Source organism: Kocuria sp. CPCC 205231 (assembly GCF_040980965.1).
GTDB classification, from domain to species: Bacteria; Actinomycetota; Actinomycetes; order Actinomycetales; family Micrococcaceae; genus Kocuria; species Kocuria rosea.
The window spans coordinates 158,857-184,460 of sequence record NZ_JAVKPP010000005.1; the positions used below are offsets into that span (position 1 = coordinate 158,857).

Here is a 25,604-nt window from a genome sequence, read left to right on the forward strand (position 1 = left end):
ACGATTGCTTGACCCTGGGCGACATGACGGTCATCCGGTCCGCAGGTCTGCGCGGCTTCCGCGCCGCGGTCGCGGAGCTCGGCGGGAACGCCGAGGCCCTGGCCGACGCCGCCGGCCTGCCCCGGTCGGCCCTGGACACCGACGACCTCCTGGTCCCCGAGCGGGCCGTCGCGCGGGTGCTGGAGACCGCCGCCCGGGAGCTGGACTGCCCCGACCTGGGGCTGCGGGTCGCCGCCCGGCAGGACCCGGGCGTGCTCGGCCCGCTCGCGCTCGCCGCCCGCCACTCGGAGACGGTGCGCGACGCCCTCGAGTGCACCTCCCGCTACCTCTTCGTCCACGCCCCGTCCCTCGAGCTGGCGCTGGTGCCGGACCCCTACGGGGCCCGCGGGGTGACGGCGGTGCGCTACGGCGGCTCCGCCGCGACCGCCCGGGACCCCGGGCGCGGCAGCCCGCAGGGCACCGACCTGGGCCTGGGCCTGCTGCACCGGGCCCTGAGCTCCCTGGTGGGGGGCCGCTACGGGCTGCGCACGGTCGAGCTGGCCCACCGGCCGGCGGCGCCGCTGCGGGTCTACGAGGAGTTCTTCGGGGCACCCGTGCGCACCGGCCGCCCCGACGTCCTCCTGCGGATCCCCACCAGCACGCTCGCCCGCCCGCTGCACGGGGACGCCGGGGTCCGGCAGGTGGCGCTCGCCTTCCTCGACACCCAGCTCCCCGGGCCCGGCTCCGCGTGGGCGCCCCGGGTCCGGGGCGTGCTGGTGCAGCTGCTCGGCACCGCGTCCCCGGAGATCGAGGCCGTGGCCCGGGTGCTGGACCTGCACCCCCGCACCCTGCAGCGCCGGCTCGCCGAGGAGGGCACCACCTTCGGCGCCGTCCTGGACGAGACCCGGCGCAGCGCGGCCCTGCGCTGGCTCACCACCACCGACGTCCCCCTCGGCCAGATCGCCGGGCTCGTGGGGCTCTCGGAGTCCTCGGCGCTCACCCGGTGCGCCCGCCGCTGGTGGGGTGCCCCGCCGCGGGACGTCCGCCGCCGGGGCGTCCCGGTCGGCTGACGGTGTCGCCGCGCGTCAACTTCCTGTCGCGGTGGGTCAAGCGGTGACCGGTGCCCGCCCGCACACTGGACAGCAGGCCCCGATCCACGACCCCGACCCCAGGAGCAGCCCGTGTCCCCGTCCGCACCCTTCCGCTTCGCCGGCGCCACCGCGGTGCTCACCGGCGCCGCCTCCGGCATCGGCGAGCAGCTGGCCCACGGCCTCGCCGCCCGCGGCACCCACCTGGTGCTCCTCGACCGGGACGCCGCGGGACTCGAGACCGTCGCCGGGGCGATCCGCGCGGGGCACCCGGACCTGCCGGTGCGCACGGTCGTGGCCGACCTCGCCGAGCTGTCCGCGCTGCCGGGCGTGGCCGAGCGGATCCGGGCCGAGCACCCGCGGATCGACCTGCTGGTCAACAACGCGGGGGTGGGCCTGGGCGGGACCTTCGAGCAGGTCTCCGCCGAGGAGTTCGACTGGCTCATGGACATCAACTTCCGGGCGCCGGTGGTGCTCACCCGCGAGCTGCTGCCCGCCCTGCTCGCCGCCCCCGGCAGCCACCTGGTCAACCTCTCCAGCCTGTTCGGCCTCATCGCCCCGCCCGGGCAGGTGGCGTACTCCGCGAGCAAGTACGCCCTGCGCGGGTTCTCCGAGGGCCTGCGCCACGAGCTGGCGGGCCGGGTGGGGGTCACCGTGGTGCACCCGGGCGGGGTCCGGACCAGGATCGCCGAGACCGCCCGCACCCCGGCCGGGGTGTCGGAGGAGCGGGCGCGGAAGGACCGGGAGGACTTCGCGGCGCTGCTCAGCTATCCGGCGGAGCGTGCGGCCGCCGACATCCTGGGGGCGGTGGAGCGGCGCCGGAACCGGCTGCTCGTGGCGCCCAGCGCCGTGCTGCCGGACCTCGTGGCGCGAGTCCTCCCGGGCTCCTACTGGCCGGTCCTGCGGCACGCGCCCCGGGTCCTGAAGCATGCGCCCCGGGTCCTGCGGCGTCTTCCCGGGCGGCGGCGCCGGGCCTAGGCTGAGCGCATGACCAGCACCCTGTCCGCCGTCGTCGTCGACTGCCGCGATCCCGAGACCCTCGCCCGCTTCTGGTGCGCCGCCCTGGGCTACGTCGTCCACGCGGAGGCCGAGGGGTTCGTGGGCATCGTGCCCGCGGAGGGCAGCGGCCCGCACCTCGACTTCGTGGTCGTCCCCGAGCCCCGGACCGTCAAGAACCGGCTGCACCTCGACCTGCGCGCCGTGGACACCGACCGGGACTCCGAGGTCGCCCGCCTGGAGTCCATCGGCGCCCGCCGCGTGGACGTGGGCCAGGGGCCCGAGGTGACCTGGGTGGTGCTGGCCGACCCGGAGGGCAACGAGTTCTGCGTGCTCTCCGACCTCGAGGAGGACTGAGCCGGCGGGCTCAGGCGAGCACGCCGTCCACGTAGTACCACCGGCCGTCCTCGCGCCGGAACCGGGAGTTCTCCCGCTGGGCCCCCCGGGCCCCGTGCGGGCCGCGCCGGTGCGCGGTGAAGTCCACCCACCCCTCGTCGTCGAAGGGGCCGCCGCCCGTCACCCCGTGGACGTCGAGCCGGGTCCAGCGCAGCGCGGGGTCCAGGTCCACGGACGCCGGGCGCGTGCCCGGGTGCCACGTGGCCAGCAGATAGGCATCGTCCCCGGCGGCTAAGGCGCTGAACCGCGAGCGCATCAGCAGCTCGGCCGTGGGCGCCGGGCGGCTGCCGTGGAAGCGCCCGCAGCAGGCGCCGTAGGTGTCCCCGGTGCCGCAGGGGCAGCGGGCGTCGTCGTCGATCACGCCATCCAGCCCTCGACCACGCCCTTGCCGAAGAACACCACGAAGGCCGCCGCCACCACGTACATGAGCGGGTGGACCTCCTTGCCGCGGCCCTGCACGAGGCGGATGAAGACGTAGGAGACGAAGCCCGCGCCGATGCCGTCCGCGATCGAGTAGGTGAACGGCATGACGGCGAACGTCAGGAAGGACGGCACGGACAGGCCCCAGTCGTCCCACTCGATGCGCACGACCTGCTTGGCCATGAGGAAGCCCACCACGACCATGGCCGGGGCCACGGCCTCGAACGGCACCACGTTGACCAGCGGGGTGATGAACATGGCGAGCAGGAACAGCACGCCGGTGACCACGTTGGCCAGGCCGGTGCGGGCGCCGTCGGCGATGCCGGTGGAGGACTCCACGAAGATCTGGTTGGAGGACACGGAGCCCGCGCCGCCGGCGATCGCGCCGGCGGCGTCCACCAGCAGGATCTTGTCCACGTTCTGGATCTGCCCGTTGCGGCCCACGAGCCCGGCCTGCTGGGAGAGCCCGACCATCGTGCCCATCGCGTCGAAGAAGATGGAGAGCAGGATCGTGAAGATCAGCAGCGCCGCGGCGAGCGCCCCGAGGCTCCGGAACGCCTCGAGCGGGGCGGCCGAGCCCACGAGGGAGAGGTCCGGCAGCGCCACGAAGGAGGTGGGGGCGGCGGGCACGACGAGCGACCACCCGGTGGGGGCGTCCACGGAGGAGCCGGACGGGACGACCGCCTCGAGCACGTGGGCGAGGATCGTGGTGGCGACCACGGCGATCAGGATCGCGCCGCGGACGTTGCGGACGATGAGGGCCACGGTCAGGAGCAGGCCGACCACGAACGTGAGCATGGGCCAGCCCAGCAGCGTCCCGCCGTCGCCGAGCTGCACGGGCACGGTGGTGCCGGCGGCGTCCGGGATGCGGCGCACGAAGCCGGCGTTCACGAAGCCGATCAGGGCGATGAACAGGCCGATCCCCACCACGATGGCGGTCTTCAGGGACGCCGGCACGGCGTTGAACACGGCGGTGCGGAAGCCGGTGAGCACCAGGACGAACATGATCAGGCCCGCCCACACGACCAGCCCCATCACCTGGGGCCACGTGAGCTGCGGGGTGGTCACGATCGTCACGGCGAGGAACGCGTTGACGCCCAGGCCCGTGGCGATCGCGAAGGGCGCGCGGGCCACGACGCCCATGAGGATGGTCAGCACCCCGGCGACGAGCGCCGTCACGGCCGCGACCCGCTCACCGCCCAGGATGTTGCCGGCGCCGTCCGGGCCGTAGCCGAGGATCAGCGGGTTGAGGACCACGATGTAGCTCATCGCGATGAACGTCGCCACGCCGCCGCGGACCTCGCTCGCCACCGAGGAGCCGCGCTCGCTGATCTTGAAGAAGCGGTCCAGGCCGTTGCGCGGCGGACCGGAGGGGGTCTCGGTGGAGACGGAAGCGGAGGATGCCATGGCGGTCCTTCAGGCACTCGACGGGAGGGAGCACGACTCCACAGGGGACGCTCCCGGGCTGACGGCGGCACCGGCGTGCCACCGGGACGACACTACCTCCCCGCGTCCGGGCGCGCCGGGGCCCGTCCCCGCCGGGACGGGACGCCGCCGGGACGACGCCGGGCCGCGGGCCCGGTGTCCTTGCACACGCCGGGCCCCGTGTCCACCCCTGTGTCCCGTCACGACGGTTCGTGGCGGTTTGTGACGACCGGCGTGACTGTCCGGCGGGACGCGCGAACAATCGAGCGCATGACACAGACGACGCGCGCGCCCCGCGCTGCCCGGAAGCCGAAGGCCGAGGGGCAGTGGAAGGTCGACGGCCGGGACCCCCTGAACCCCAACGAGGTCTTCAAGCAGGCCGACGACGGGCTCAACGTGCGCACCCGGATCGAGGAGGTCTACTCGAAGCACGGCTTCGCCTCGATCGACCCCCAGGACCTGCACGGGCGCTTCCGCTGGTGGGGCCTCTACACCCAGCGCCGGCCGGGCATCGACGGCGGGCGGACGGGCTCGCTGTCCGACGCCGAGATCGAGGACGAGTACTTCATGATGCGCGTCCGGCTCGACGGCGGGGCCCTGACCCGCGAGCAGCTGCGGGTGCTCGGGCAGATCTCCGCGGACTTCGCGCGGGACTCGGCCGACATCACGGACCGGCAGAACATCCAGTACCACTGGATCCGGGTGGAGGACGTCCCCGAGATCTGGCGCCGGCTCGAGGACGCGGGACTGGACACCGTCGAGGCCTGCGGGGACGTGCCACGCGTGATCCTGGGCTCCCCGCTCGCCGGGATCGCCGAGGACGAGATCATCGACCCCACCCCGGTGATCGAGCGGATCAAGTCCACCTGGATCGGCTCCCCGGAGTTCTCCAACCTGCCGCGCAAGTACAAGACCGCGATCACCGGCCACCCGTCCCTGGACGTGGTGCACGAGATCAACGACTGCGCCCTCGTGGGCGTGGTCCACCCCGAGCTCGGCCCCGGCTACGACCTGTGGGTCGGCGGCGCCCTGTCCGTGGTGCCGTTCCTCGGCAAGCGCCTCGGCGCGTTCGTGACCGAGGAGCAGGCCCCCGAGGTGTGGAAGGGCGTCACGAGCATCTTCCGCGACTACGGCTACCGGCGGCTGCGCAACCGCGCCCGGCTGAAGTTCCTGGTCCAGGACTGGGGCCCGGAGAAGTTCCGGCAGGTGCTCCAGGACGAGTACCTCGGCTACGCGCTCGCGGACGGCCCCGCGCCGGAGAAGGCGGCCGTCCCCGGCGACCACATCGGCGTGCACCGGCAGAAGGACGGCCGGTTCTACATCGGCGTGGCCCCGCGCGTGGGCCGCGTCTCCGGGGCGAAGCTGCTGGCCCTCGCCGACGTGATGGCGAAGTACGGCTCCGACCGGCTGCGCACCACCCCGCACCAGAAGCTCGTGCTGCTCGACATCGAGGAGGCCGACGTCGAGAACGCCGTCGCCGACCTCGACGCCCTGGACCTGCAGGCGCGGCCCTCCGCGTTCCGCCGCTCGACCGTGGCGTGCACCGGCATCGAGTACTGCAAGCTCGCGATCGTCGAGACCAAGCAGACCGCCTCGGACACCATCGACGAGCTCGAGCGGCGGCTCGACGGCGTGGAGCTGCCCCACCCCATCTCGATGCACGTCAACGGCTGCCCCAACTCGTGCGCCCGCATCCAGACCGCGGACATCGGGCTCAAGGGCCAGCTTCTGCCCACCGAGGACGGCGGGCAGAAGCCCGGCTACCAGGTCCACCTGGGCGGCGGGCTCGCCGCGGACGACCGTGCGGAGGCCGGCCTGGGCCGGACCGTGCGCGGGCTGAAGGTGTTCCAGGACGACCTCGCCGACTACGTGGAGCGGCTGGTCCGGCGCTTCCTGGCCCAGCGCACCGAGGACGAGAGCTTTGCCGAGTGGACCCACCGGGTCGAGGAGAGTGAACTGGCATGACCGGCACGGACACGGGCACCCGCCCCGCGCTGCGGGACGAGCAGCAGCTGCGCGACCTCGCGGCGGCCGGCGCCGCGGCCCTGCACGCGGAGCTCGACGCCGAGGGCCGGGTCCCGGCCGAGGGGGAGGCCTCCACGGAGGAGGCCATCCGCTGGGTCGCGGAGAACTTCGACCTGCGCAGCGTCACCGTGGCCTGCTCGATGGCCGACGCCGTGCTCCCGGCCCTCGTCGCCGAGCAGCTGCCCGGCGTGGACGTGCTGTTCCTCGAGACCGGCTACCACTTCCCGGAGACCATCGGCACCCGGGACGCCGTGGCGCACATGCTCGACATCACCGTGGTCGACGCCCTTCCGGAGCTGACCGTGGCCGAGCAGGACGAGAAGCACGGCAAGGACCTCTTCGCCCGCGACCCCGGCCTGTGCTGCGCGATCCGCAAGGTGGCTCCGCTCAAGAAGTCCCTGGAGGGCTACGAGGTGTGGTTCACCGGCGTGCGCCGGGACGAGTCCTGGACCCGCACCAACGCCCCGATGGTGACCTTCGACGAGACCCACAAGCTCGTCAAGGTCAACCCCATGGTGCGCTGGAGCCTCGACGACCTCGTCGAGTGGTCGCAGGACCACGGCGTGCCGACGAACCCGCTGATGGCGGAGGGCTACCTCTCCATCGGCTGCGCCCCCTGCACGCGGCCCACCGCCCCGGGCGAGGACCCGCGCGCGGGCCGCTGGGCCGGCCAGGACAAGATCGAGTGCGGTATCCACCTGTGAGCGCACCCACCACGACGGAGGCGAACGTGACCACCCCCACCACCGCCCCGGCCCCCGCGGAGGCCGGCGTGCACAGCAGCCTCGACGCGCTCGAGGCCGAGTCCATCCACATCCTGCGCGAGGTCGTGGCGGAGTTCGACCGCCCGGCCATGCTGTTCTCCGGCGGCAAGGACTCGGTGGTCATGCTGCACCTGGCCGCCAAGGCCTTCTGGCCCGGCCGGATCCCCTTCCCCGTGCTGCACGTGGACACGGGCCACAACTTCCCGGAGGTGCTGGAGTTCCGGGACCGCACCGTGGAGCGGCTCGGCCTGCGGCTGGTCGTGGCGAGCGTGCAGGACTACCTCGACGACGGCCGGCTGCTCGAGCGCGCCGACGGCACCCGCAACCCGCTGCAGACCCTCCCGCTGCTGGACGCCATCGCGGAGCACCGGTTCGACGCCGTGTTCGGCGGCGGCCGCCGCGACGAGGACAAGGCCCGCGCGAAGGAGCGGATCCTGTCCCTGCGCGACGAGTTCGGCCAGTGGGACCCGCGCAACCAGCGCCCCGAGCTGTGGAACCTCTACAACGGCCGGCACACCCCCGGCCAGCACGTGCGGGCGTTCCCGATCAGCAACTGGACCGAGCTGGACATCTGGCGCTACATCGAGCGCGAGAACATCGAGCTGCCGCCCATCTACTACGCCCACGAGCGGGACGTCTTCCGCCGGGACGGGATGTGGATGGCCGTGGGCGAGTTCTCGGCGCCGGCCGGGGCCGAGGCCGTGGAGCGGCAGACCGTGCGCTACCGCACCGTGGGGGACATGTCCTGCACCGGCGCCGTGCTCTCCGGGGCGCGCACCGTGGCCGACGTGGTGGCCGAGGTCGCCGTGTCCACGCTCACCGAGCGCGGGGCCACCCGCGCGGACGACAGGATCTCCGAGGCCGCCATGGAGGACCGCAAGAAGGACGGGTACTTCTAGACATGACTTCCCCCAGCACCGTGACCGGGCACGCCCCCGCGGCCGAGCACGTCCCCACGATCGATCCCGGCTCGCTGTTCCGCTTCGCGACCGCCGGCTCCGTCGACGACGGCAAGTCCACCCTGGTGGGCCGGCTGCTGCACGACGCCAAGGCGATCCTCGCCGACCAGCTCGAGGCCGTGGGCCGGACCTCCGCCGAGCGCGGCTTCGGCGGCGGCACGGGCCGGCTCGACCTCGCCCTGCTCACCGACGGCCTGCGCGCCGAGCGGGAGCAGGGGATCACGATCGACGTGGCCTACCGCTACTTCGCCACGGACCGCCGCTCCTTCATCCTCGCGGACTGCCCCGGCCACGTGCAGTACACGAAGAACACCGTCACGGGCGCCTCGACGGCCGACGCCGTCGTGCTCCTCGTGGACGCCCGGCACGGCGTGGTCGAGCAGACCCGGCGGCACCTGGCCGTCGTGTCCCTGCTGCGCGTGCCGCACGTGGTGGTCGCCGTGAACAAGATCGACCTCGTCGACTACGATCAGGAGGTCTTCGACCGGGTCGCGGCGGACGCCACGGGCATCGCCGCCCGGCTGGGTGTCGAGGACGTGCACGTGGTGCCCGTCTCCGCCCTCGAGGGCGACAACGTGGTGGAGCCCTCCGCACGGACACCCTGGTACTCCGGGCGGCCGCTGCTGCGGGTGCTCGAGGAGCTGCCCACGGTGGACGAGTCCGGCCGAGGCACCGCCCGCCCCTTCCGCTTCCCCGTCCAGTACGTCATCCGCCCCCAGGGCGGCACGGCCCCGGGCGCGGACGCCGAGCGGCTGCGGGACTACCGCGGCTACGCGGGCCAGATCGCCTCGGGCACCGTGGCGGTCGGGGACGAGGTCGTGGTCCTGCCCGCGGGCCGGCGCACCACGGTCACCGGCATCGACGTGGCGGGCACCGCACCCGCCCCCGGAGCGCCCCTGCCCGGCGAGCAGCTCACGGAGGCCGCGGCGCCGCTGTCCGTGACGCTGCGGCTGGCCGACGACATCGACATCGCCCGCGGCGACCTCGTCGCGAGCGCCGACGACGAGCTGCCGGAGCCCGTCCGGGACCTCGTGGCCTCCGTGGCCTGGCTCGGCGAGCGGCCCCTGCAGCCCCGCGCCCGCGTGCTCGTCAAGCACGGCGCCGCCACGGTCCAGGCCATGGTCGTCGAGCTCGAGGGGCGGCTGGACCTCGAGGAGCTGGTGCTGCGGGACGCCACCACTCTCGAGCTCAACGACATCGGGCGGGTCCGGCTGCGGCTGGCCTCCCCGCTGCCCGTCGACCCCTACGACCGGCTGCGGCGCACCGGCGCCTTCCTGGTCGTGGACCCGGCCACGGGCAACACGCTCGCCGCCGGGCTCGTGCGGGACGCCTGAGGTGGGCGGGCAGCAGCCGCCCGCCCTCGTCACGGTGACCGCCGGTGACGGAGGGCGCGCCGCCTCGGGCCGCCGCCGCCGGGGATGGCCGCTGGTGCTGACCGCGCTGGCGCTACTGGCCGCCCTGACGGTCGCCGCCACCGCGCTGCGCGACAACGGGACGCTCGCGGCCTGGGAGGCGGACGCGGTCGAGACCTCGGACGCCGCCGAGCTGCGGCTGGGCTACTTCGGCAACCTCACGCACGGCCCCGCCCTCGTCGGACTGGAGAACGACTACTTCGCCCAGGAGCTGGGGGACACCGCGCTGTCCGCGCAGGTCTTCAACAGCGGCCCCACAGCGGTGGAGGCCATGAACGCCGGGTCGGTCGACGCCGCGTTCGTGGGCCCCAACCCGGCGATCAACTCCTTCGTCCGCTCCCAGGGCCGCTCGCTGGCCGTGGTCGCGGGCGCCGCCTCCGGCGGCGCGCAGTTCGTGGTGCGCCCCGCCGTCACGGGCCCGGAGGACCTGGCCGGGCGCACCGTGGCGAGCCCCGAGTTCGGCGGCACCCAGGACGTGGCCCTGCGCACCTGGCTCGCCGAGCAGGAGTACGACGCCGACGGCGAGGGGGACCGCGCCGTGGCGATCACGCCCATGGCCAACGGCCAGACCATCTCGATGCTCCGGCAGGGCCGCGTGGACGGCGCCTGGCTGCCCCAGCCCTGGGCCACCCGTGCCGTCCAGGACGGCGCCCGGGTCCTCGTGGACGAGCGGGACCTCTGGGCGGACGGGCGCTATCCCACGACCGTCCTGGTGGTGCGCAAGGACTACCTCGAACGCCACCCGGAGACCGTCGAGGAGCTCGTGCGCGGTCTGCAGCGGTCCGTGGACTGGCTGCACGAGCACGAGGCGGAGCCCGAGCTGCTGGCCTCCACCCTGAACGAGGGCCTGGAGAGCGCGCAGACCGAGACGCTGCCCGAGGCGACGGTCGCGGGTGCGCTCGAGGCCGTCGAGTGGACCACCGACCCCCTCGCGGACACCTACCCGCAGCTGCTCGCCGACGGCGTGGCGGCGGGGACCACGGAGGAGGCCCCGCTCGAGGGGCTCGTGGACACCACGGTCCTGGACCGGGTCCGCGCCGGCTCGGAGGGGGGCGCATGAGCACCACCACCGCGATCCGGCTCCGCGGCCTCGGCAAGAGCTTCGCCCCCGAGGACGGCCCCGTCCTGCAGGACGTGGACCTCGACGTGGAGCGCGGGCAGTTCGTCGCGCTGCTCGGCGCCTCCGGCTGCGGGAAGTCCACCCTGCTGAACATCGTCGCGGGTCTCGAGGAGCCGACGGAGGGCTCCGTGACGGTCCCCGCGGAGGGCGCGGCCCTGATGTTCCAGGACGCCGCGCTGTTCCCCTGGCTCACGGCGCGGCGCAACGTCGAGCTGGCCCTCGAGCTGCGCGGGGTCCCCACCGCCCGGCGGCGGGACCAGGCCGGGGAGCTGCTCGAGCTGGTCCGGCTGCCGCACGCGGCGGACAAGCGCCCGCACGAGCTCTCCGGGGGGATGCGCCAGCGGGTGGCCCTGGCCCGGGCCCTGGCCCAGGACCGGGAGGTCCTGCTCATGGACGAGCCGTTCTCCGCGCTCGACGCCATCACCCGGGACCTGCTGCACGAGGAGCTGCTGCGCGTCTGGCGCACCACCGGCCGGACGATCGTGTTCATCACGCACAACGTCGCCGAGGCCGTGCGGCTGGGCCAGCGGGTGCTGCTGATGTCCTCCCGCCCCGGTCAGGTGGTCCAGGAGTGGGACACCCGCCCGTGGAAGGACCCCGAGTCCTACGGCTTCGAGGGCAGCGCGCAGTCGCTCGACGACACCCTCGGCGAGCTGACCCGCACCATCACCGCACGTCTGCGCGAGGAGATCAGCCGCCATGCGAAATGACACCGCCCTGCCCGGCGTCCCGGCCGCGCCGCCGGTGGCGCCCGCGCCCCCGGCACCCCGCCGCGGCGCGGAACGGGCCGTCCCCGGACCCGCCCCGGACCGGGCCGGCGACCCGGCCGGGACCGGTGAGGAGCTCGCCGGGCTCGACGCGCTGCAGACCGAGCGCACCCGGAAGACCTCGGTGGGCGAAGTGCTGCGCACCAAGGTCGCCCCGCCCCTGGTCGCCCTGGTGGCCGGCCTGCTGCTGTGGCAGCTGCTCGTCGCGCTCCTGGGCACCCGCCCCGACGTCGTGCCCGGCCCGCTGGACGTCGCGCGGCAGTTCGGCGCGCTGGTCGGCGACGGCACCGTGCTGGGCGCCCTGGGAACGAGCCTGTGGCGGGGGATCAGCGGCTTCCTGGTGGCGGCGGCGGTCGCCACGCCGCTGGGGCTGCTCATCGCCCAGTGGCGTGGGCTGCGCAACGCCGTGGGCCCGATCATCTCCGGGCTGCAGGTGCTGCCCTCGATCGCCTGGGTGCCCGCCGCGATCATCTGGTTCGGCCTGTCCGACGCCACGGTGTACTTCGTGGTGCTCATGGGCGCCATCCCCTCCATCATCAACGGCATGCTCGCGGGCGTGGACCAGATCCCGCCGCAGCTGCGCCGCGCCGGGCACGTGCTCGGCGCCCGGGGGTGGACCATGGCCAGCAAGGTCGTGCTCCCCGCCGCCCTGCCCGGGTACCTCGCCGGGCTCAAGCAGGGGTGGGCCTTCTCCTGGCGCTCGCTCATGGGCGCCGAGCTCATCGCGATCGGCGGCTCCATCGGGTTCGGCCTCGGCTCCCTGCTGGAGCAGGGGCGGACGGTCTCCAACATGGCGGTGGTGATGGTCGCCGTGCTGTCCATCCTCGTCGTGGGCATCCTCGTGGAGCTGCTGTTCTTCAACCCCGTGGAACGGCGCCTGCTGCGCGGGCGAGGGCTGCTCGGCCACCGCTCGTGAGCCTCCGCACCCAGGAGATTCTGCGCCGGATTCACTACCCTTGTACCCGGTCTACGATGCGCGCGGCGGACGCCGTGCGCGCAATCGAAAGGAAGCCACGTGGCTGACACCACCACCCGCCCCCTGCGCGTCGCCATCATCGGCGCCGGTCCGGCCGGCATCTACGCCGCGGACATGCTCACCAAGTCCGAGCCCGTGAAGAACGGGGAGCTCGAGGTCAGCATCGACCTGTTCGACCGCTACCCGACCCCGTTCGGCCTCATCCGCTACGGCGTGGCCCCCGACCACCCCCGGATCAAGGGCATCATCACCGCGCTGCGCGCCATCCTGGGGCGCGGCGACATCCGCTTCTTCGGCAACGTGGAGTTCGGCCGGGACCTGACCCTCGCCGACTTCGGCGCCCACTACGACGCCGTGATCTTCGCCACCGGAGCCGTCTACGACGCCCCGCTGAACATCCCCGGCAACGACCTCCGGGGCGTGCACGGGGCCGCCGAGTTCGTGGCCTGGTACGACGGCCACCCGGACTTCCCGCGCACCTGGCCGCTCGAGGCCCGCGAGATCGCGGTCATCGGCAACGGCAACGTGGCCCTCGACGTCGCCCGCGTGCTGTCCAAGCACGCCGACGACATGCTCCTCACCGAGATCCCCGGCAACGTCTACCAGGGGCTCAAGGCGTCCCCGGTCACGGACGTGCACATCTTCGGCCGCCGCGGCCCCGCCCAGGTGAAGTTCACCCCCCTCGAGCTGCGCGAGCTCGCCAAGTCGCGGGACGTCGACATCGTCGTCTACGACGAGGACTTCCAGTACGACGAGGGCTCCGAGCTGGCGATCGCCGAGAACAACCAGGTCAAGGTCATGGTCAAGACCCTCGAGAAGTGGCGGGCCGACGACTCCCCGAAGACCGCCTCCCGCCGGCTGCACCTGCACTTCCTGCAGAGTCCCCGCGAGGTGCTGGGGGAAGACGGCCGGGTCACGGGGCTGCGCATGGAGCGGACGCGCCTCAACGGCGACGGCTCCGTGTCCGGGACCGGCGAGTACGTCGACTACCCGGTGCAGGCCGTCTACCACGCGGTGGGCTACCTCGGCTCCCGCCTGCCCGAGCTGCCGTTCGACGACGGCCGCGGCGTGATCCCCAACGCCGAGGGCCGCGTGCTGGCCGAGGACGGGACCGTGCTGCACGGCCTCTACGCGACCGGGTGGATCAAGCGCGGCCCGGTCGGGCTGATCGGCGCCACCAAGTCCGACGCCCTCGAGACGGTCACCCACCTCCTGGAGGACCGCGCCGTGCTGCCGGGCGCCACCCGCCCGGACCCCGGGTCCGTCAACGACGTGCTCGAGGCCCGCGGCGTCGAGTACACCACCTGGGAGGGGTGGCTGGCCCTCGACGAGTACGAGCAGGGCCTCGGCCAGTCCTCGCACGACGCCGAGGGCAACCCGCGCGAGCGCGTCAAGGTGGTCGAGCGCGAGGAGATGGTCAGCGTCTCCCGCGAGGGCGTGGCGGAGCCGGTCTCCTCGCCCGTCTGAGCCGCAGCACCGCACCGCGGCACCGCGCCGCTGTGCCGCGAGGGGCCGCGTCCTGCCGGACGCGGCCCCTCGCGCCGCCGGATCCCTCGCGCCGCCGGACTCCGGGCCTACAGGCCCAGCAGCCCGCGGACGTGGTCGTTGAGGAACACCCCGTCCGGGTCCACGGACGCCCGGGCGGCGAGGAAGTCCTGGAACCGCGGGTACACGGAGCGCAGGTACTCGGCGTCCTGCGTGTGCACGGTGCCCCAGTGGGGGCGGCCGCCGTGGGCCACGAAGATCTCCTCGGCCGCGGCGAACACCTTCGGGTCGTACCGGCGCCAGTACTGCCGCAGCGCGATCCAGCCGGTCTCCCGGCCGTGGGCGGGGGCGAGCCAGGCGTCCTCGGCCGCGGCGCAGCGCACGTCCACCGGGAGCGAGAACGAGTAGTCGCGCCGCTCGATGAGCGTCTGCAGCTCCCGGAAGGCCACGACGAGCTCCTCGACCGGCAGGGCGTACTCGGAGGAGACGAACCGGGTCCGGCGCGGCACGGTGAACACCCGGAAGGACAGGTCGCTGTACTGCCGCGGGCTGTTCGTGAGGGCGTCGAGCCGGTTGAGCCCCGGCGTGGAGCGCGGCAGAGCCGTGGCCAGCTGGTTGAGCCCCGCGGTGAGGGTGTTGCGCAGCAGGGCGTCGTCGAGCCGGCGCACGGTGCGGGCCACGGGGGAGCCGGGCCGGGTGTAGGAGTCCGGGAGCTTGTGCAGGCGCGTGAGGATCCGGGTCTGGGCGGTGGCGGTGCCCGGCGTCCAGAAGAACTCGAAGTGGTCGGCCCCGGCCATCCGGCTGCCCAGGGTGTCCACCAGCTGGCCGAGGGGCTCCTTGAGCTCCGCCGCGTGCAGCCGGAACGTCGGCTCGCACACCAGGGTGACGCTCGCGAGGACCCCCATGGCGCCCAGGCCCACGCGCGCGGCCTGGAACAGCTCGGGGCGCTGCTCGGCGGAGCACTCCACCAGCTCGCCGTCGGCCGTGACCAGGCTCAGGGCCACCACCTGCTGGGAGAGGGAGCCGAAGGCCAGGCCGGTCCCGTGGGTGCCGGTCGAGACGGCGCCGGCGACCGTCTGCCAGTCGCTGTCCGGCAGGTTGGTCACGGCCAGCCCGTGGGCGTCCAGCTCCTGGTTCAGGTCACGGATCGTGGTGCCCGCGAGGACCGTGACCCGCTGGTTCTCCCGGTCGACGGCCGGCAGCCCGGACAGCCCGGAGAGGTCGACCATGACGTCGGGGGCCAGGGGCAGCGCCGAGAAGCTGCACCCGGAGCCCACCGCGCGCACGCCCAGTCCGCGGCGCACGGCGGCGGCGACGCCCTCCGCGAGCTCCGGGACCGAGGTGGGGCGCAGCACGTGCCGGGGGGTGACGGAGTGCGTCCTGCCCCACGTGGCCCACTCTCTCGTCCCGGTCTCGCCGGGCAGGGCGTCGGGCAGCGAGACCTCGCTCATCGGCGGGACCGTCCTTCCTCGCAGGCAGGTGCACAGTGCGCCCTCATCATGTCATCCCGAGGGCGCTCCGGCGCCCTCGACGACCCCGTCCTGCGGCCCCGCCGCGCGTACCATCGGAGGCGAAGCCCGCGGCGGGATCCGGAGCACCGCGGACCGAGGACGCGCACAGGAGGCAGCACCATGACCGACCACCCGTCCCCGGACCGGGAGCGCGAGGAGCCCCACGAGACCACGCTGGGCGAGGAGGCGGTGCGCGACCGCGTCCCCTCGGGCGGCGGGCAGAGCCGCTCCCTCGACGCCACGGGGGAGATCGTCGTGGGCATCGACGGCTCCGAGCAGAGCCTCGGGGCACTGCGGTGGGCGGCCCGGGAGGCCCGCCGCCGCGGTCGTCCGGTGCGGCTGGTCACCGCGTACAGCCTGCCCGTGTTCTCCGGCTCGGGGTTCGACACCGGCTACGCCACCGTGGACGAGGCCGCCCTCACCCAGGGCGTCGAGGAGCTGCTGAACCACGCGGCGGACCAGGTCCGTGACGTGGGGGTCGAGCTGCGGGCGACCGTCGAGACCGGGGACCCCTCCGGGGCCCTGCTCGAGCTGAGCCGCACGGCGGAGCTGCTGGTCCTCGGCTCCCGCGGCCGGGGCGGTCTGCTGGGCCGGCTGCTCGGCACGGTCTCCACGGCGGTGCCGGCGCACTCGAAGTGCCCCACGGGCGTGGTCCCCCTGCCGTGGGCGCAGCAGCACCTGGGCGCGGAGGAGCTCACGAGCACCCGGGCCCTCGTGGACCGCGTGGTCGTCGGCTCGGACGGCTCCACCCAGGCCCGGGCGGCCATGCTCTACGCCGCGGAGGAGGCGCGCCTGCTCGGCGTGCCCCTGACGGTGCTGTGCGCGCTCCCGCCCGTGAGCGGGGCGCTCGCGTGGATGCCCACGGCGGTGGACTTCGAGGTGATGTACGACGACGTCGCGCGGGCGCTCAACGGCGGCGTCGCCTGGCTCGAGAGCTGGTTCCCCGACCTGCAGATCGGCTCGGAGCTCGCGGACGGCGCGCCGGTGCAGGTGCTGGTCGAGCAGACCCGGCGCAACGGGCTCGTGGTGATGGGCACGCGCGGCCGGGGCGGCTTCGCGGGGATGCTCCTGGGCTCCACCTCGCAGGGCGTGCTGCACAACGCCGCGGGACCCGTGCTGATCGTCCCGGACCGCTACGACGAGCGGATCGAGACCCGCAAGGACTTCGACTCCGACGACATCCGCCCCTGGGACGCCTGAGCGGGCCGGCTCAGCCCCACCCCAGTTCGTGCAGGCGCTCGTCGTCGATGCCGAAGTGGTGGGCGACCTCGTGGATGACGGTCACCGTGATCTCCTCCACGAGCTCCTCGCGCTCCGCGCACATGCGCTGCAGCGGACCCCGGTAGACGAAGATCCGGTCCGGCAGGGAGCCGGCGCCCCACCCGCCGTCCCGGGCGGTCAGGGGCACGCCCTCGTAGAGGCCGAGCAGCCCGGGGGAGTGCTCCGGCGGCTCCTCCTCGACCAGGATCACCACGTTGTCCATCGCCCGGAACAGGGCGTCCGGGATCAGGTCGATGGCGTCGTCGACGGCGCCGTCGAACTCCTCGCGGGTCATCTCGATCACGCTCTCCTTCCTACCCCACGAGCCCGGGCGCCGGCTGGGTCCCCGGGGGCAGTGCGAGAATTGTGCGGGATCCGCGCGAGCCTCTAAGCTGTACTCGGTTTCTCCCGTGTCACGGTCCTCGGTCGCCGAGGTCGTGGTCGTCGACGCGGGTGTCCGGCCCCCATCGTCTAGTGGCCTAGGACACCGCCCTTTCACGGCGGCGACACGGGTTCGAATCCCGTTGGGGGTACGCGATCGGAGGGTCCGCCCACCGATTTGCACAACCGGCGAGGAATGCTGGTAAGATCAGTCCTCGTTGGAAACAGCAAGGCCCTGTAGCGCAGCTGGTTAGCGTGCCGCCCTGTCACGGCGGAGGTCGCGGGTTCAAGTCCCGTCAGGGTCGCTCAGACGGCGTTCATCGAGTCGATGCGGCGCCGTCGCGGCATATCCGCTGCGGATGTGCCGGGGCTCTGTAGCTCAGTTGGTAGAGCGTACGACTGAAAATCGTAAGGTCACCGGATCGACGCCGGTCGGAGCCACCGCGGAAACCGCCGGTCCCCTCGAGGGGCCGGCGGTTTCTTCGTGCCGGGGGCCCTGCCGCCCGCTGCCAGCGGACACGGAGGTTCGCTCCCTACCCTGGGAGCCGTGACCCGGTATCCCCGTCGCCCGAGCCCCCGCGGGGCAGCAGCGGCCGCGCTGACCGCCCTGAGCCTGCTGGCGCTCACTGGCTGCGGCGCCGGCCCGCAGTCCTCCGGGCTCGTCCTCGAGCCGACCGCGGGCTCGCCCGCCCCGGTGCCGGCCGGGCCCACCGCGGAACCGGAGGCCTGCTTCGACGTGGCGAGCGCCTACACGGCGCTGACCCTCGTGCCGCTGTCCGGCGACGAGCCGGACCCCCACTTCCGCCCCCAGGGGGCGGCTGCCTCCGTGCGGGACCTCACCTCCCGGCTGCCCGCCGAGCTGCGCCCCGCGTTCGAGGACGCCGTGGCCGCCCTGGACGCCGCGGGCCCGTCCGTGCAGCCCGCCGAGCTGGCCGATCTGCAGCGGACGCTCGCGCCGGTCGGCGACTGGCTCCGCCGGGCGTGCGCGGAGCCCACCCCCTCGAACTGATCAGCAGCCTGTCTAGACTGGGGGGCAGGTCGCCCGGCCCGGGTGGCCCCGACGGGAGGAGCCGACATGACCGAGCACCGACGCGAGCAGGAACCGGGGCACGGGCCGGTCGACGACCAGCGCGAGGACGGCGTGGTCGTCGAGCCCGGCGCCGAGCTCGACCGCGACCTGGAGCAGCAGGGACTGGGCGCCGAGCGGCCCGGCGACGAGCAGGGGCGGCCGTGACCGGCCCCGCGCGGACGAGCGCGCTCGGACGGGCCGCGGCGACCGGCGCCGCGGCGGGGATCGCGGGGGCCGCTCTGATGGTGCTGGGGGAGAAGGCGGAGCAGGCGCTGACCCACCGGCCGGACTCCTACGTCCCCGCGCGCGCCCTGCTCACCCTGCTGGGGCGCCACCCCGGGGACCGCGAGCAGCCCACGGGCTGGAACTCCGCCATGCACTACGGCACGGGCGCCGCCCTCGGCGCCCTGCGCGGCGTGTGGGCCGTGACCGGCATCCGGGGTCCGCGCGCGAACGCCTGGCACACGGTGGTGCGGCTGGCCTTCGACCAGACCGTGGAGAACGCGACGGGGGTCGGGGCCCCGCCGTCGACCTGGCCGGCCGGCGAGCAGGCCGTGGACGTCCTGCACAAGGCGGGGTACTCCGTGGTCACCGGCGTGCTCGCGGACCGGCTGGTGGCGCCGGTGCTCGTGTCGGGCCGGGGGCGCACCAGCCACTGACCGGCGCGCCGGACCGGGCGTCCGCGACGAGCGGTCGTCCGCGGCGTGCCGGCGTGCGGCGCCGCACGCCGTGCGCCAGGACCGCCGGGTTCCCCGAGGCCGGGGGGCCCCCGAGGCCGGGGCCCCGAGGGCCGGCAGGACGGCTCAGGGGGCCAGGCGCCACCACACGGCCCGCTCGGGCCGCAGGACGCCGTCCTGCACGGCGTCCCGGCTGCTGAGCACGAGCGGCTCTCCGGCGGGCAGGGGGACGGGGGCGCCGCCCAGGTTCGCCGCCACGAGGACCCGCTCCCCTGCGCCGGTGGTGTTCACGAAGGACAGCAGGCCCGTCGCGGCGTCGTGGCTCGCGTGCCACGCGAAGGAGCCGCGGCCGAGACCGAGCTCCCGGCGCACCCGCAGCGCCGTGCGGTACACCGTGTGCGTGGAGTCGGGGACCCCCACCTGCCGGTCCGCCGCGAGCTGCGCGAACTCCTCGGGCTGCGGCAGCCACGGGTCGGCCCCGAAGCCGTGGCCGGGCTCTCCCGCGGCCCAGGGCAGCGGGACCCGGCAGCCGTCGCGGCCGATCTCCTCACCCCCGGTCCGGGCGAACGCCGGGTCCTGGCGCAGCTCGGCGGGCAGGCGGGTGTGGTCGGGCAGGCCCAGCTCGTCCCCCTGGTACAGGTAGGCGGAGCCGGGCAGGGCCAGCTCCACCAGCGCGGCGGCGCGGCCGCGGGCGAGGCCCTGCTCGTGGTCGGGCTGCTCGCTGTCCGCGTCGATCCCCTTGGGGTAGGCGATGGGGTCCGTGAGCCCGAAGCGGGAGACGTGCCGGACGGTGTCGTGGTTGGACAGCACCCACGTGGTGGGCGCGCCGACGTTCGCCGACTCCGCCAGGGAGTCCTCGATGGCCCGGGACATCCGGGCCCAGTCCCACCCGGCCACCAGGAAGTCGAAGTTGAACGCCTGGTGCATCTCGTCGGAGCGGACGTACATCGCCAGCCGGTGCGCCGGCTCGACCCACGCCTCGGCCACCAGCATCCGGTCGCCGTCGTACTCGGCGAGCACCCGGTGCCAGTCGCGGTAGACCTCGTGCACGCCGTCCTGGTCGAAGTAGGGGCTGCCGGTGCTCAGCGGGGTGTCCGGGGCGTCGTGCTCCCGCGCGTCGTGCTCGCCCTCGACCATGTGCACCTGGTGGTCCCAGTCCGGCAGCCCCTCGGCCTTCACGAGGCCGTGGGCCACGTCCACGCGGAAGCCGTCCGCGCCCCGGTCCAGCCAGAAGCGCAGGACGGAGCGGAACTCCTCCCACACCTCCGGGTTCTCCCAGTTGAGGTCCGGCTGGGTGCTGTCGAACAGGTGCAGGTACCACTGCCCGTCCGGCAGCCGGGTCCAGGCCTCGCCGCCGAACACGGAGCGCCAGTTGTTCGGCGGCAGCTCCCCGTGCTCGCCCCGGCCGTCCCGGAACATGTACCGGTCCCGCTCGGGGCTGCCGGGCCCGGCGGCCACGGCGGCCCGGAACCACTCGTGCTCGCTCGAGGTGTGGTTGGGCACCAGGTCCACGATCAGCCGCATCCCGAGCTCCGCCATCCGGGCGCGCATCCGGTCGAAGTCCTCCAGGGTGCCGAAGCGGGGGTCGACGTCCCGGTAGTCGGAGACGTCGTAGCCGGCGTCGTGCTGCGGCGAGACGTAGAACGGGGACAGCCACAGGGCGTCCACGCCGAGGTCCGCGAGGTAGTCCAGCCGGTCGACGATCCCGGGCAGGTCGCCCAGACCGTCACCGTCGGAGTCGTTGAAGGACCGGGGATAGATCTGGTAGATCACCGCGGAGCGCCACCACTCGCCCTCCTCGGTGGCGGGGGACTGGCTGACCTGCTGCGTCATGGGGGTGCTCCTCGGGTGCTTCGTCGGGGGTGTCCGGTGCGGGCGGCTCCGGTGCGGGGGCGTCCCCAACCTAGTCAGTCCCCGGGCGCGGTGTCACGGCGGCCGGCGCTGGGGCGGCCGGTGTCCGGCCGGGACCGCCCGGCCGGTGCACGACCACGTTGGTGGGGGCGAGGGCCAGGACGACGAGCGCGGCGGCGAGGACCGCCAGCCCGGTCCAGCCGGCGCCCGTCAGCCGTTCGCCGACGACGACGACGGCCAGGACCGCCGCGACGGCCGGTTCGGTCAGGGTGAGGGTCGTCGCCGTGCTCGGGCGCACCCGGGCGAGTCCCACGCCGAACAGGAAGTACCCGAGGAACATCGGCACCAGCGCCATGTACGCGGCCACGGCGAACGCCTGCCCCGAGGCCAGCAGGGGCGCCCCCGTGAGGGCGAGGACCGGGAGCAGGAGCGCCCCGCCGGCGCCGAAGACGGCGCCCATCGAGGCCGCGCGCCCCACCCCGTGGCCCATCAGCCGGTGCACCACCCACGAGTAGAGCGCGTACGTCGCCCCGGCCACCAGTCCGAGCCCGATGCCGGCGGCGGTGTCCGCGGCCGAGGCCCCGGACCCGCCAGCCCTCGACAGGCACAGCAGGCCGCTGCCGAGGACGCCCAGGAGCGCGGCGGTCATCCACCACCGGCTCAGGGGGCGGCGCTCGAGGACGCGCTCCAGGACGCCCGAGGCCAGCGGCGCGGAGGCCAGGGAGACGACCGTGCCGATCGCGACGCCGCCCAGGTGCATCGAGCTGTAGAACGCCAGCGGATAGACGGCCACGGCCGCGGCCCCGGCCGCCACCAGCCCGGCGTGCGAGCGCAGCGCCCGCCGCGAGCGGCGCAGGGCGGGCAGGGCGATCGCCGCCTGCAGCAGCCCGCCCACGCCCAGGGCGGCGGCCCCGATCGCCAGCGGACCCGCGCCGGGGGCGAAGGTCGCCGCGGTCCCGGTCGTGCCCCACAGGACCGCGGTGAACAGGATGGCCGCGACGCCGAGGCCGGCGTGGCGCCCCGTGCGCCCCACGGCGCGGCTCACGGTGCCGCTCACGGTGCCGCGCACGGTGCGACCGGCACGTCGGTGGTCGTCGTGCGGGCGTGCGCGCGGACGCGGAGCGGCGCCGGGCGCTGCGGGTGTGCGGTCATGGGCGGGCTCCTGTCGGTCGACGGTCCAATCTACCCAGGGCGGGCGACGGGCGCCCCGGGCGCGGTGCGCCGGGCGCAGCCGCGTTCGCGGAAGCCGGCCCGCCCCCGTCCCGGGCGGGCCGCGTGGTAGAAGAGGGCATGACCACTCCGACGCGCGCGTTCGCGCCTCCCTGCGGGCCGGTGCGCGGCCGGGTCGACGGCGACGTCGTCCGGGCGACCGGGATCCCGTACGCCACGGCGGACCGGTTCGCCGCGCCCGTCCCGGTCGCGGACCGGGAGGAACCGTTCGACGCCACCCGCCCGGCCCCGGCCTGCCCCCAGGCGCACTCACCCTTCCTCACCGGGGTCCTCGGCGACACCCTCGCCGGGCTCCCGCGGGACGAGCACTGCCAGCGGCTGTCGGTGACCCTGCCCCTCGAGCGGGGGCCGGCGGAACGGCTGCCGGTGATGGTCTGGATCCACGGCGGCTCCTACACCACCGGGGCCGGGGACGCCCCGATCATGGATCCCCGCCCCCTGGTCGCCGAGCAGCGGGTCGTGGTCGTGAGCGTCACCTACCGGCTGGGACTGTTCGGCTACCTCGGCGCGGGCCGGGGCCGCCCCGCCAACCTCGGTCTGCTCGACCAGCTAGAGGCCCTGCGCTGGGTGCGGCGCAACATCGCGGCCTTCGGCGGCGACCCGGACCGGGTGACCGTGTTCGGCCAGTCCGCCGGGGGCGACGCCGTGGCCCATCTCATGGCCGTCCCGGGCGCGGAGCTGCTGTTCCGCCGGGCCATCCTGCAGAGCCCTCCGCTGGGCATCGCCCGCGGCCGGGCGGCGATGACCGCGGCGATGGCGGGCGCGGCCGGTGCCGTCACCGCGGGGACGCCGGCCGCGGAGGTGGTGGCGCTGCAGGCCGAGGTCGAGGCCGGCGCGTCCTCCTTCGGGCTCCGGGGCCGGATGCCGTTCGGCACCCAGTACGGCCACCACCCCCTGCCCGCCGAGGAGGGCGTCGAGGCAGCCTGGGACCGCGTGGCCCCGCACATCGACGTGCTCATCGGCCACACCGCCGAGGAGGCCCGGCTCTACCTGCCCACGCTGCCCCTCCTCCACCGGGTCACCCGCGTCCCGCTGCTCGGCCCCGTGCTCCGCCGCGCCGTCGTGGGGCAGGTGACCGCGGCCGTCCACGGCCGGGCCGTCCGCCGGTTCGCCGCCCGGCACGCCCGGGCCGGAGGCCGCGCCCACACCTACCTGCTCACCTGGAGCGCGCCGGGCAGCCCGTACGGATCCGCCCACACGGTCGACCTCCCGCTCCTGTTCGGCGACGAGGCCGCATGGGCCGGCACCGGGCTGCTCGCCGGGGCCCCGTGGGAGGACGTCCAGGCCCATGGCCGGCGCCTCCGGCGGCTGTGGGCCGGCTTCGCCCGCGGGGAGCCGCTGGCGGACGCCGGGGCGGTCCCCGGCGTCCTGCGCTACCGCGCGGCCACGGGTGCACGACCCCTCGAGCGCGTCCTCGGCTGTGTCCTCGGCGCGGTGCGCCGCGCTCAGGGCGCTGCGGGCACCTCCCGCGCCCCGGTGCGGGCGCTGCGCCGGGCCGCGTCCAGCACCGCGGCGACGGCCACGGCGTCCCACGGGTCCACGGGGGCCTCGCCGTCGCCGAGGAGCCACCGGGCCACGGCCCGGTAGAAGTCGGCGGGCTCGCCGGGGGCGGTGGGCACGGGGTCGGTCCCGGTGCCCCGGACGAGCAGACCCGTCATGCCCTCCCCGGGGTCCAGCGGGTCGAAAGGGCCGGGGCTGTCGGCGTGCCCGGCCACGAGGTAGGCGCCGGCCGAGCCGAGCACCCGGGTCCGGGGCCCCGGCGCCCCCACGAGGCTCCCGGCCCACAGGTGGCTGATCGTGCCCGAGGCGTGGTCCAGGGCCAGGAAGACGTCGTCCTCGGCCGGGGTCGTCAGCGCGCGTAGCTCGGCCCGCACCGCGGCCACCGGCCCGAACAGCTGGATCGCCGCGTCCACGAGGTGCGGACCGAGGTCGAGCAGCAGCCCGCCGCCCCGGCCGACCGCGTTCTCCCGCCACCGGTCCTTGGGCACCGGGCGCCACCGCTCCCAGCGGCGCTCGAACCGGTGCACGTCCCCGAGGTGCCCCTCGGCGAGCACCCGGGCCAGGGTCAGCTGCTCGCTGTCCCAGCGCCGGTTGTGGAAGACCGTCAGCGGGGTCCCGGTCTCCTCGGCGCGGCGGACCACGGCCACCGCGCCCTCGTGGTCCATGGCCAGCGGCTTGTCGACCACCACGGGGATCCCGGCCTCCAGGCCGGCCAGCGCGTGCTCCACGTGCAGCCCCGTGGGCGAGGCGACGACCAGCACGTCGGGCCGCGAGCGCTCCAGCAGCCCGGGCAGGTCCCGGTGCACCTGCACCCCGGGCCAGTCGGCGCCCGCGCGGGCGGCCCGCTCCGGGTCGCCGGTGACGACGTCGGTGACCCGCCCGCCGGCCCGCCGCAGCAGGTCCCCGTGGAAGTCCCGCCCGGCCATGCCGTACCCGACGAGTCCGGCGGTGAGCACTCGTCCTGCACCCTGATCAGTCATGCGGTCACGATAGCCCCTGGCACCGGGCCGCACCGGGCCGCTACGGCCCGTCCGGGCCCGCGATCTCGTCGTCGACGAAGCGGGGCGCGGCCGCGACGCCGCCGGCGACGACGAGGAGCACCGCGGTGCCCATCAGCAGCAGCAGGGGAGCGGTCCAGCTGCCGGTGGCCTCGTGCAGGGCGCCGACGGCGAAGGGCCCGGCCGCCGCGAGCAGGTAGCCCACCGGCTGGGTGAACCCGGACAGCTGCGCGGTCACCCGGGGGTCCCGGGAGCGGGCCGTGAGCAGCGCCAGGGCGGTGGGGAACGCGAAGCCGCCCACCCCCAGGAGCAGGGCCCAGGCCCAGGGTGTGGTGGCGGGCGCCAGCAGCAGGCCGGAGTAGCCGGCGACCATGCAGACGCCCAGGCCCACGATCCACCGCCGCAGGCGCGGTGAGCGGGCCACCAGGACGGGCATGAGGAGCCCTCCCGGGATGCCCATGGCGGCGATGAGGGCGGCCATCAGCCCGGCCTGGGCCTGGCCCAGGCCGCCGTCGCGGTAGATCTGGGCCACCCAGCCGAACTGGACGTAGGCGTGCATCGACTGGATGCCGAAGTAGACGCACAGCGCCACGGCGGTGCGGGAGCGGAGGATCGAGGTGCCGCGGCCGGGACGCAGGGCGCGGCCGGGGGTCGTGGCGGGCTCGCGCCGGTCGCGGACGGTGACCAGGACCCAGGGGACCACGGCGGCCAGGGCCACGAGGCCCCAGAGGCCCAGTGCGGCACGCCACCCGTCGGGCCCGCTCGCGGCCAGCGGCCCGGCCGCCAGCAGGGGCAGCGTGGCGCCGACGGCCAGGCCGGTCGTGTAGAGGGAGTTCAGCGCCGCCGTGCGCCGGCCCCCGTGGCGCTTGATGAACGCCGGCACCAGGATGTTGCCGACGGCCATGCCGGCGAAGCCCAGCACGGACAGGAGCAGGAACACCGGCACCGATCCCGTGACCGGCCGGGCCAGCAGCCCGGCGGCGACCAGGACCAGACCGGCGGTGACGGCACCGCTGATGCCGGTCCTGCGCGAGAGCGCGGCCGCGCACGCCCCCGCCGCGGCGAACGTGAGCCCGGGCAGGGCGGTCAGCACCCCGGCCATCGTGGGGCTCAGCCCCAGTCCCTGCTGCACCTCCGCGAGCACGGGCCCCACGGAGGTGGCCCCGGGGCGGAGATTGACCGCCACGACCGCCACCGCGAGCACCACCAGCCACCCCGGCACGCGGGGCGGGACGGCGGAACGGTCAGGGGGCGGGGTGGACGGGCGCACCGGCCTGTTCTATCACGGGGTGCGGCGGCACCGGGGCGCGGGCCG

The 25,604-nt window shown here is 74.9% G+C and carries 23 protein-coding genes, 3 tRNA genes and 1 pseudogene; 19 read left to right on the forward strand and 8 right to left on the reverse strand.

Going from position 1 to position 25,604, the window contains the following annotated elements:
- Positions 1-23: 23 nt before the first annotated feature.
- The 3 genes from RF640_RS06850 to RF640_RS06860 all read left to right on the forward strand — a co-directional run bounded on the left by RF640_RS06850 (position 24) and on the right by RF640_RS06860 (position 2,420).
- Entirely contained in the window at positions 24-1,049 is a 1,026-nt protein-coding gene (locus RF640_RS06850; RefSeq protein ID WP_095649955.1) for an AraC family transcriptional regulator, read from the forward strand.
- Positions 1,050-1,160: 111 nt separating this feature from the next.
- The gene (locus tag RF640_RS06855; protein WP_017833009.1) at positions 1,161-2,045 is read left to right on the forward strand and encodes an SDR family oxidoreductase; all 885 of its coding nucleotides are present in this window, start codon (positions 1,161-1,163) and stop codon (positions 2,043-2,045) included.
- 9 nt (positions 2,046-2,054) lie between these two features.
- Entirely contained in the window at positions 2,055-2,420 is a 366-nt protein-coding gene (locus RF640_RS06860; protein ID WP_017833010.1) for a VOC family protein, read from the forward strand.
- Between the two features lie 10 nt (positions 2,421-2,430).
- Here the strand turns inward: RF640_RS06860 and RF640_RS06865 are convergent, their stop codons facing one another.
- Complete coding sequence (locus tag RF640_RS06865) at positions 2,431-2,820, reverse strand: YchJ family protein (protein WP_368827232.1); 390 nt, start codon at positions 2,818-2,820, stop codon at positions 2,431-2,433.
- On the reverse strand, positions 2,817-4,286 hold the full coding sequence (locus RF640_RS06870) for an NCS2 family permease (RefSeq protein ID WP_017833012.1): 1,470 nt from the start codon (positions 4,284-4,286) through the stop codon (positions 2,817-2,819). Before RF640_RS06870 ends, RF640_RS06865 begins: the two co-directional genes overlap by 4 nt.
- Before the next feature lie 288 nt (positions 4,287-4,574).
- Between RF640_RS06870 and RF640_RS06875 the strand changes: the two genes are divergently transcribed.
- The 8 genes from RF640_RS06875 (at position 4,575) to RF640_RS06910 (ending at position 13,794) form a co-directional block, all read left to right on the forward strand.
- Positions 4,575-6,269 (forward strand): nitrite/sulfite reductase, encoded by a 1,695-nt coding sequence (locus tag RF640_RS06875; protein WP_017833013.1) that lies wholly within the window; start codon positions 4,575-4,577, stop codon positions 6,267-6,269.
- Positions 6,266-7,033: a phosphoadenylyl-sulfate reductase gene (locus tag RF640_RS06880; protein WP_017833014.1), complete on the forward strand. Its 768-nt coding sequence runs from the start codon at positions 6,266-6,268 to the stop codon at positions 7,031-7,033. The genes RF640_RS06875 and RF640_RS06880 overlap by 4 nt, the downstream gene beginning before the upstream one ends.
- A 26-nt stretch (positions 7,034-7,059) precedes the next feature.
- Positions 7,060-7,992: a sulfate adenylyltransferase subunit CysD gene (gene cysD, locus RF640_RS06885; protein ID WP_031282790.1), complete on the forward strand. Its 933-nt coding sequence runs from the start codon at positions 7,060-7,062 to the stop codon at positions 7,990-7,992.
- A 2-nt stretch (positions 7,993-7,994) separates the two neighbouring features.
- Positions 7,995-9,386 (forward strand): sulfate adenylyltransferase subunit 1, encoded by a 1,392-nt coding sequence (locus tag RF640_RS06890; protein ID WP_017833016.1) that lies wholly within the window; start codon positions 7,995-7,997, stop codon positions 9,384-9,386.
- Position 9,387: 1 nt separating this feature from the next.
- Positions 9,388-10,524, forward strand: a complete 1,137-nt coding sequence (locus RF640_RS06895) for an ABC transporter substrate-binding protein (protein WP_368827235.1) — start codon at positions 9,388-9,390, stop codon at positions 10,522-10,524.
- Positions 10,521-11,294, forward strand: a complete 774-nt coding sequence (locus tag RF640_RS06900; protein WP_017833018.1) for an ABC transporter ATP-binding protein — start codon at positions 10,521-10,523, stop codon at positions 11,292-11,294. Before RF640_RS06895 ends, RF640_RS06900 begins: the two co-directional genes overlap by 4 nt.
- Positions 11,284-12,267 carry an ABC transporter permease gene (locus RF640_RS06905; RefSeq protein ID WP_017833019.1) on the forward strand — a complete coding sequence of 328 codons (984 nt, stop codon included), beginning with the start codon at positions 11,284-11,286 and terminating at the stop codon, positions 12,265-12,267. Before RF640_RS06900 ends, RF640_RS06905 begins: the two co-directional genes overlap by 11 nt.
- A gap of 99 nt (positions 12,268-12,366) precedes the next feature.
- Positions 12,367-13,794, forward strand: coding sequence for an FAD-dependent oxidoreductase (locus RF640_RS06910; protein WP_115163097.1), 1,428 nt, complete (start codon positions 12,367-12,369; stop codon positions 13,792-13,794).
- Between the two features lie 107 nt (positions 13,795-13,901).
- Here RF640_RS06910 and RF640_RS06915 read toward each other — a convergent pair whose 3' ends face one another.
- Positions 13,902-15,263, reverse strand: a complete 1,362-nt coding sequence (locus RF640_RS06915; RefSeq protein WP_115163096.1) for a D-arabinono-1,4-lactone oxidase — start codon at positions 15,261-15,263, stop codon at positions 13,902-13,904.
- A gap of 180 nt (positions 15,264-15,443) precedes the next feature.
- On the opposite strand from RF640_RS06915, the gene RF640_RS06920 reads away from it, so the two are divergent.
- A complete protein-coding gene (locus tag RF640_RS06920; protein ID WP_017833022.1) occupies positions 15,444-16,523 on the forward strand; it encodes a universal stress protein in 1,080 nt (359 codons plus the stop codon).
- A gap of 10 nt (positions 16,524-16,533) precedes the next feature.
- On the opposite strand, the gene RF640_RS06925 is transcribed toward RF640_RS06920, so the two are convergent.
- The gene (locus RF640_RS06925; RefSeq protein ID WP_172604431.1) at positions 16,534-16,878 is read right to left on the reverse strand and encodes a metallopeptidase family protein; all 345 of its coding nucleotides are present in this window, start codon (positions 16,876-16,878) and stop codon (positions 16,534-16,536) included.
- A gap of 165 nt (positions 16,879-17,043) precedes the next feature.
- Here RF640_RS06925 and RF640_RS06930 point away from each other — a divergent pair.
- The 6 genes from RF640_RS06930 (at position 17,044) to RF640_RS06955 (ending at position 18,692) form a co-directional block, all read left to right on the forward strand.
- Positions 17,044-17,116 (forward strand) — tRNA-Glu (locus RF640_RS06930).
- A gap of 79 nt (positions 17,117-17,195) precedes the next feature.
- Positions 17,196-17,269 (forward strand) — tRNA-Asp (locus tag RF640_RS06935).
- 63 nt (positions 17,270-17,332) lie between these two features.
- Positions 17,333-17,405 (forward strand) — tRNA-Phe (locus RF640_RS06940).
- Positions 17,406-17,511: 106 nt separating this feature from the next.
- Positions 17,512-17,973 carry a hypothetical protein gene (locus tag RF640_RS06945; RefSeq protein ID WP_176337320.1) on the forward strand — a complete coding sequence of 154 codons (462 nt, stop codon included), beginning with the start codon at positions 17,512-17,514 and terminating at the stop codon, positions 17,971-17,973.
- Positions 17,974-18,039: 66 nt separating this feature from the next.
- Positions 18,040-18,198, forward strand: coding sequence for a hypothetical protein (locus RF640_RS06950; protein ID WP_017833025.1), 159 nt, complete (start codon positions 18,040-18,042; stop codon positions 18,196-18,198).
- Positions 18,195-18,692 carry a hypothetical protein gene (locus tag RF640_RS06955; protein ID WP_095649846.1) on the forward strand — a complete coding sequence of 166 codons (498 nt, stop codon included), beginning with the start codon at positions 18,195-18,197 and terminating at the stop codon, positions 18,690-18,692. The genes RF640_RS06950 and RF640_RS06955 overlap by 4 nt, the downstream gene beginning before the upstream one ends.
- A gap of 144 nt (positions 18,693-18,836) precedes the next feature.
- On the opposite strand, the gene RF640_RS06960 is transcribed toward RF640_RS06955, so the two are convergent.
- Complete coding sequence (locus tag RF640_RS06960) at positions 18,837-20,543, reverse strand: glycoside hydrolase family 13 protein (RefSeq protein ID WP_035925530.1); 1,707 nt, start codon at positions 20,541-20,543, stop codon at positions 18,837-18,839.
- A gap of 70 nt (positions 20,544-20,613) precedes the next feature.
- On the reverse strand, positions 20,614-21,618 hold the full coding sequence (locus tag RF640_RS06965) for a DMT family transporter (RefSeq protein ID WP_368827315.1): 1,005 nt from the start codon (positions 21,616-21,618) through the stop codon (positions 20,614-20,616).
- Positions 21,619-21,851: 233 nt separating this feature from the next.
- Here RF640_RS06965 and RF640_RS06970 point away from each other — a divergent pair, with 233 nt between their 5' ends.
- Positions 21,852-23,378 (forward strand): carboxylesterase family protein, encoded by a 1,527-nt coding sequence (locus RF640_RS06970; protein ID WP_109242999.1) that lies wholly within the window; start codon positions 21,852-21,854, stop codon positions 23,376-23,378.
- Here the strand turns inward: RF640_RS06970 and RF640_RS06975 are convergent.
- Positions 23,321-24,271, reverse strand: a pseudogene (locus RF640_RS06975) (Gfo/Idh/MocA family protein); the annotation flags it as partial. The gene RF640_RS06970 and the pseudogene RF640_RS06975 sit on opposite strands and share 58 nt — an antisense overlap.
- A 40-nt stretch (positions 24,272-24,311) precedes the next feature.
- On the reverse strand, positions 24,312-25,559 hold the full coding sequence (locus RF640_RS06980; RefSeq protein ID WP_109268553.1) for an MFS transporter: 1,248 nt from the start codon (positions 25,557-25,559) through the stop codon (positions 24,312-24,314).
- Positions 25,560-25,604 lie beyond the last annotated feature (45 nt).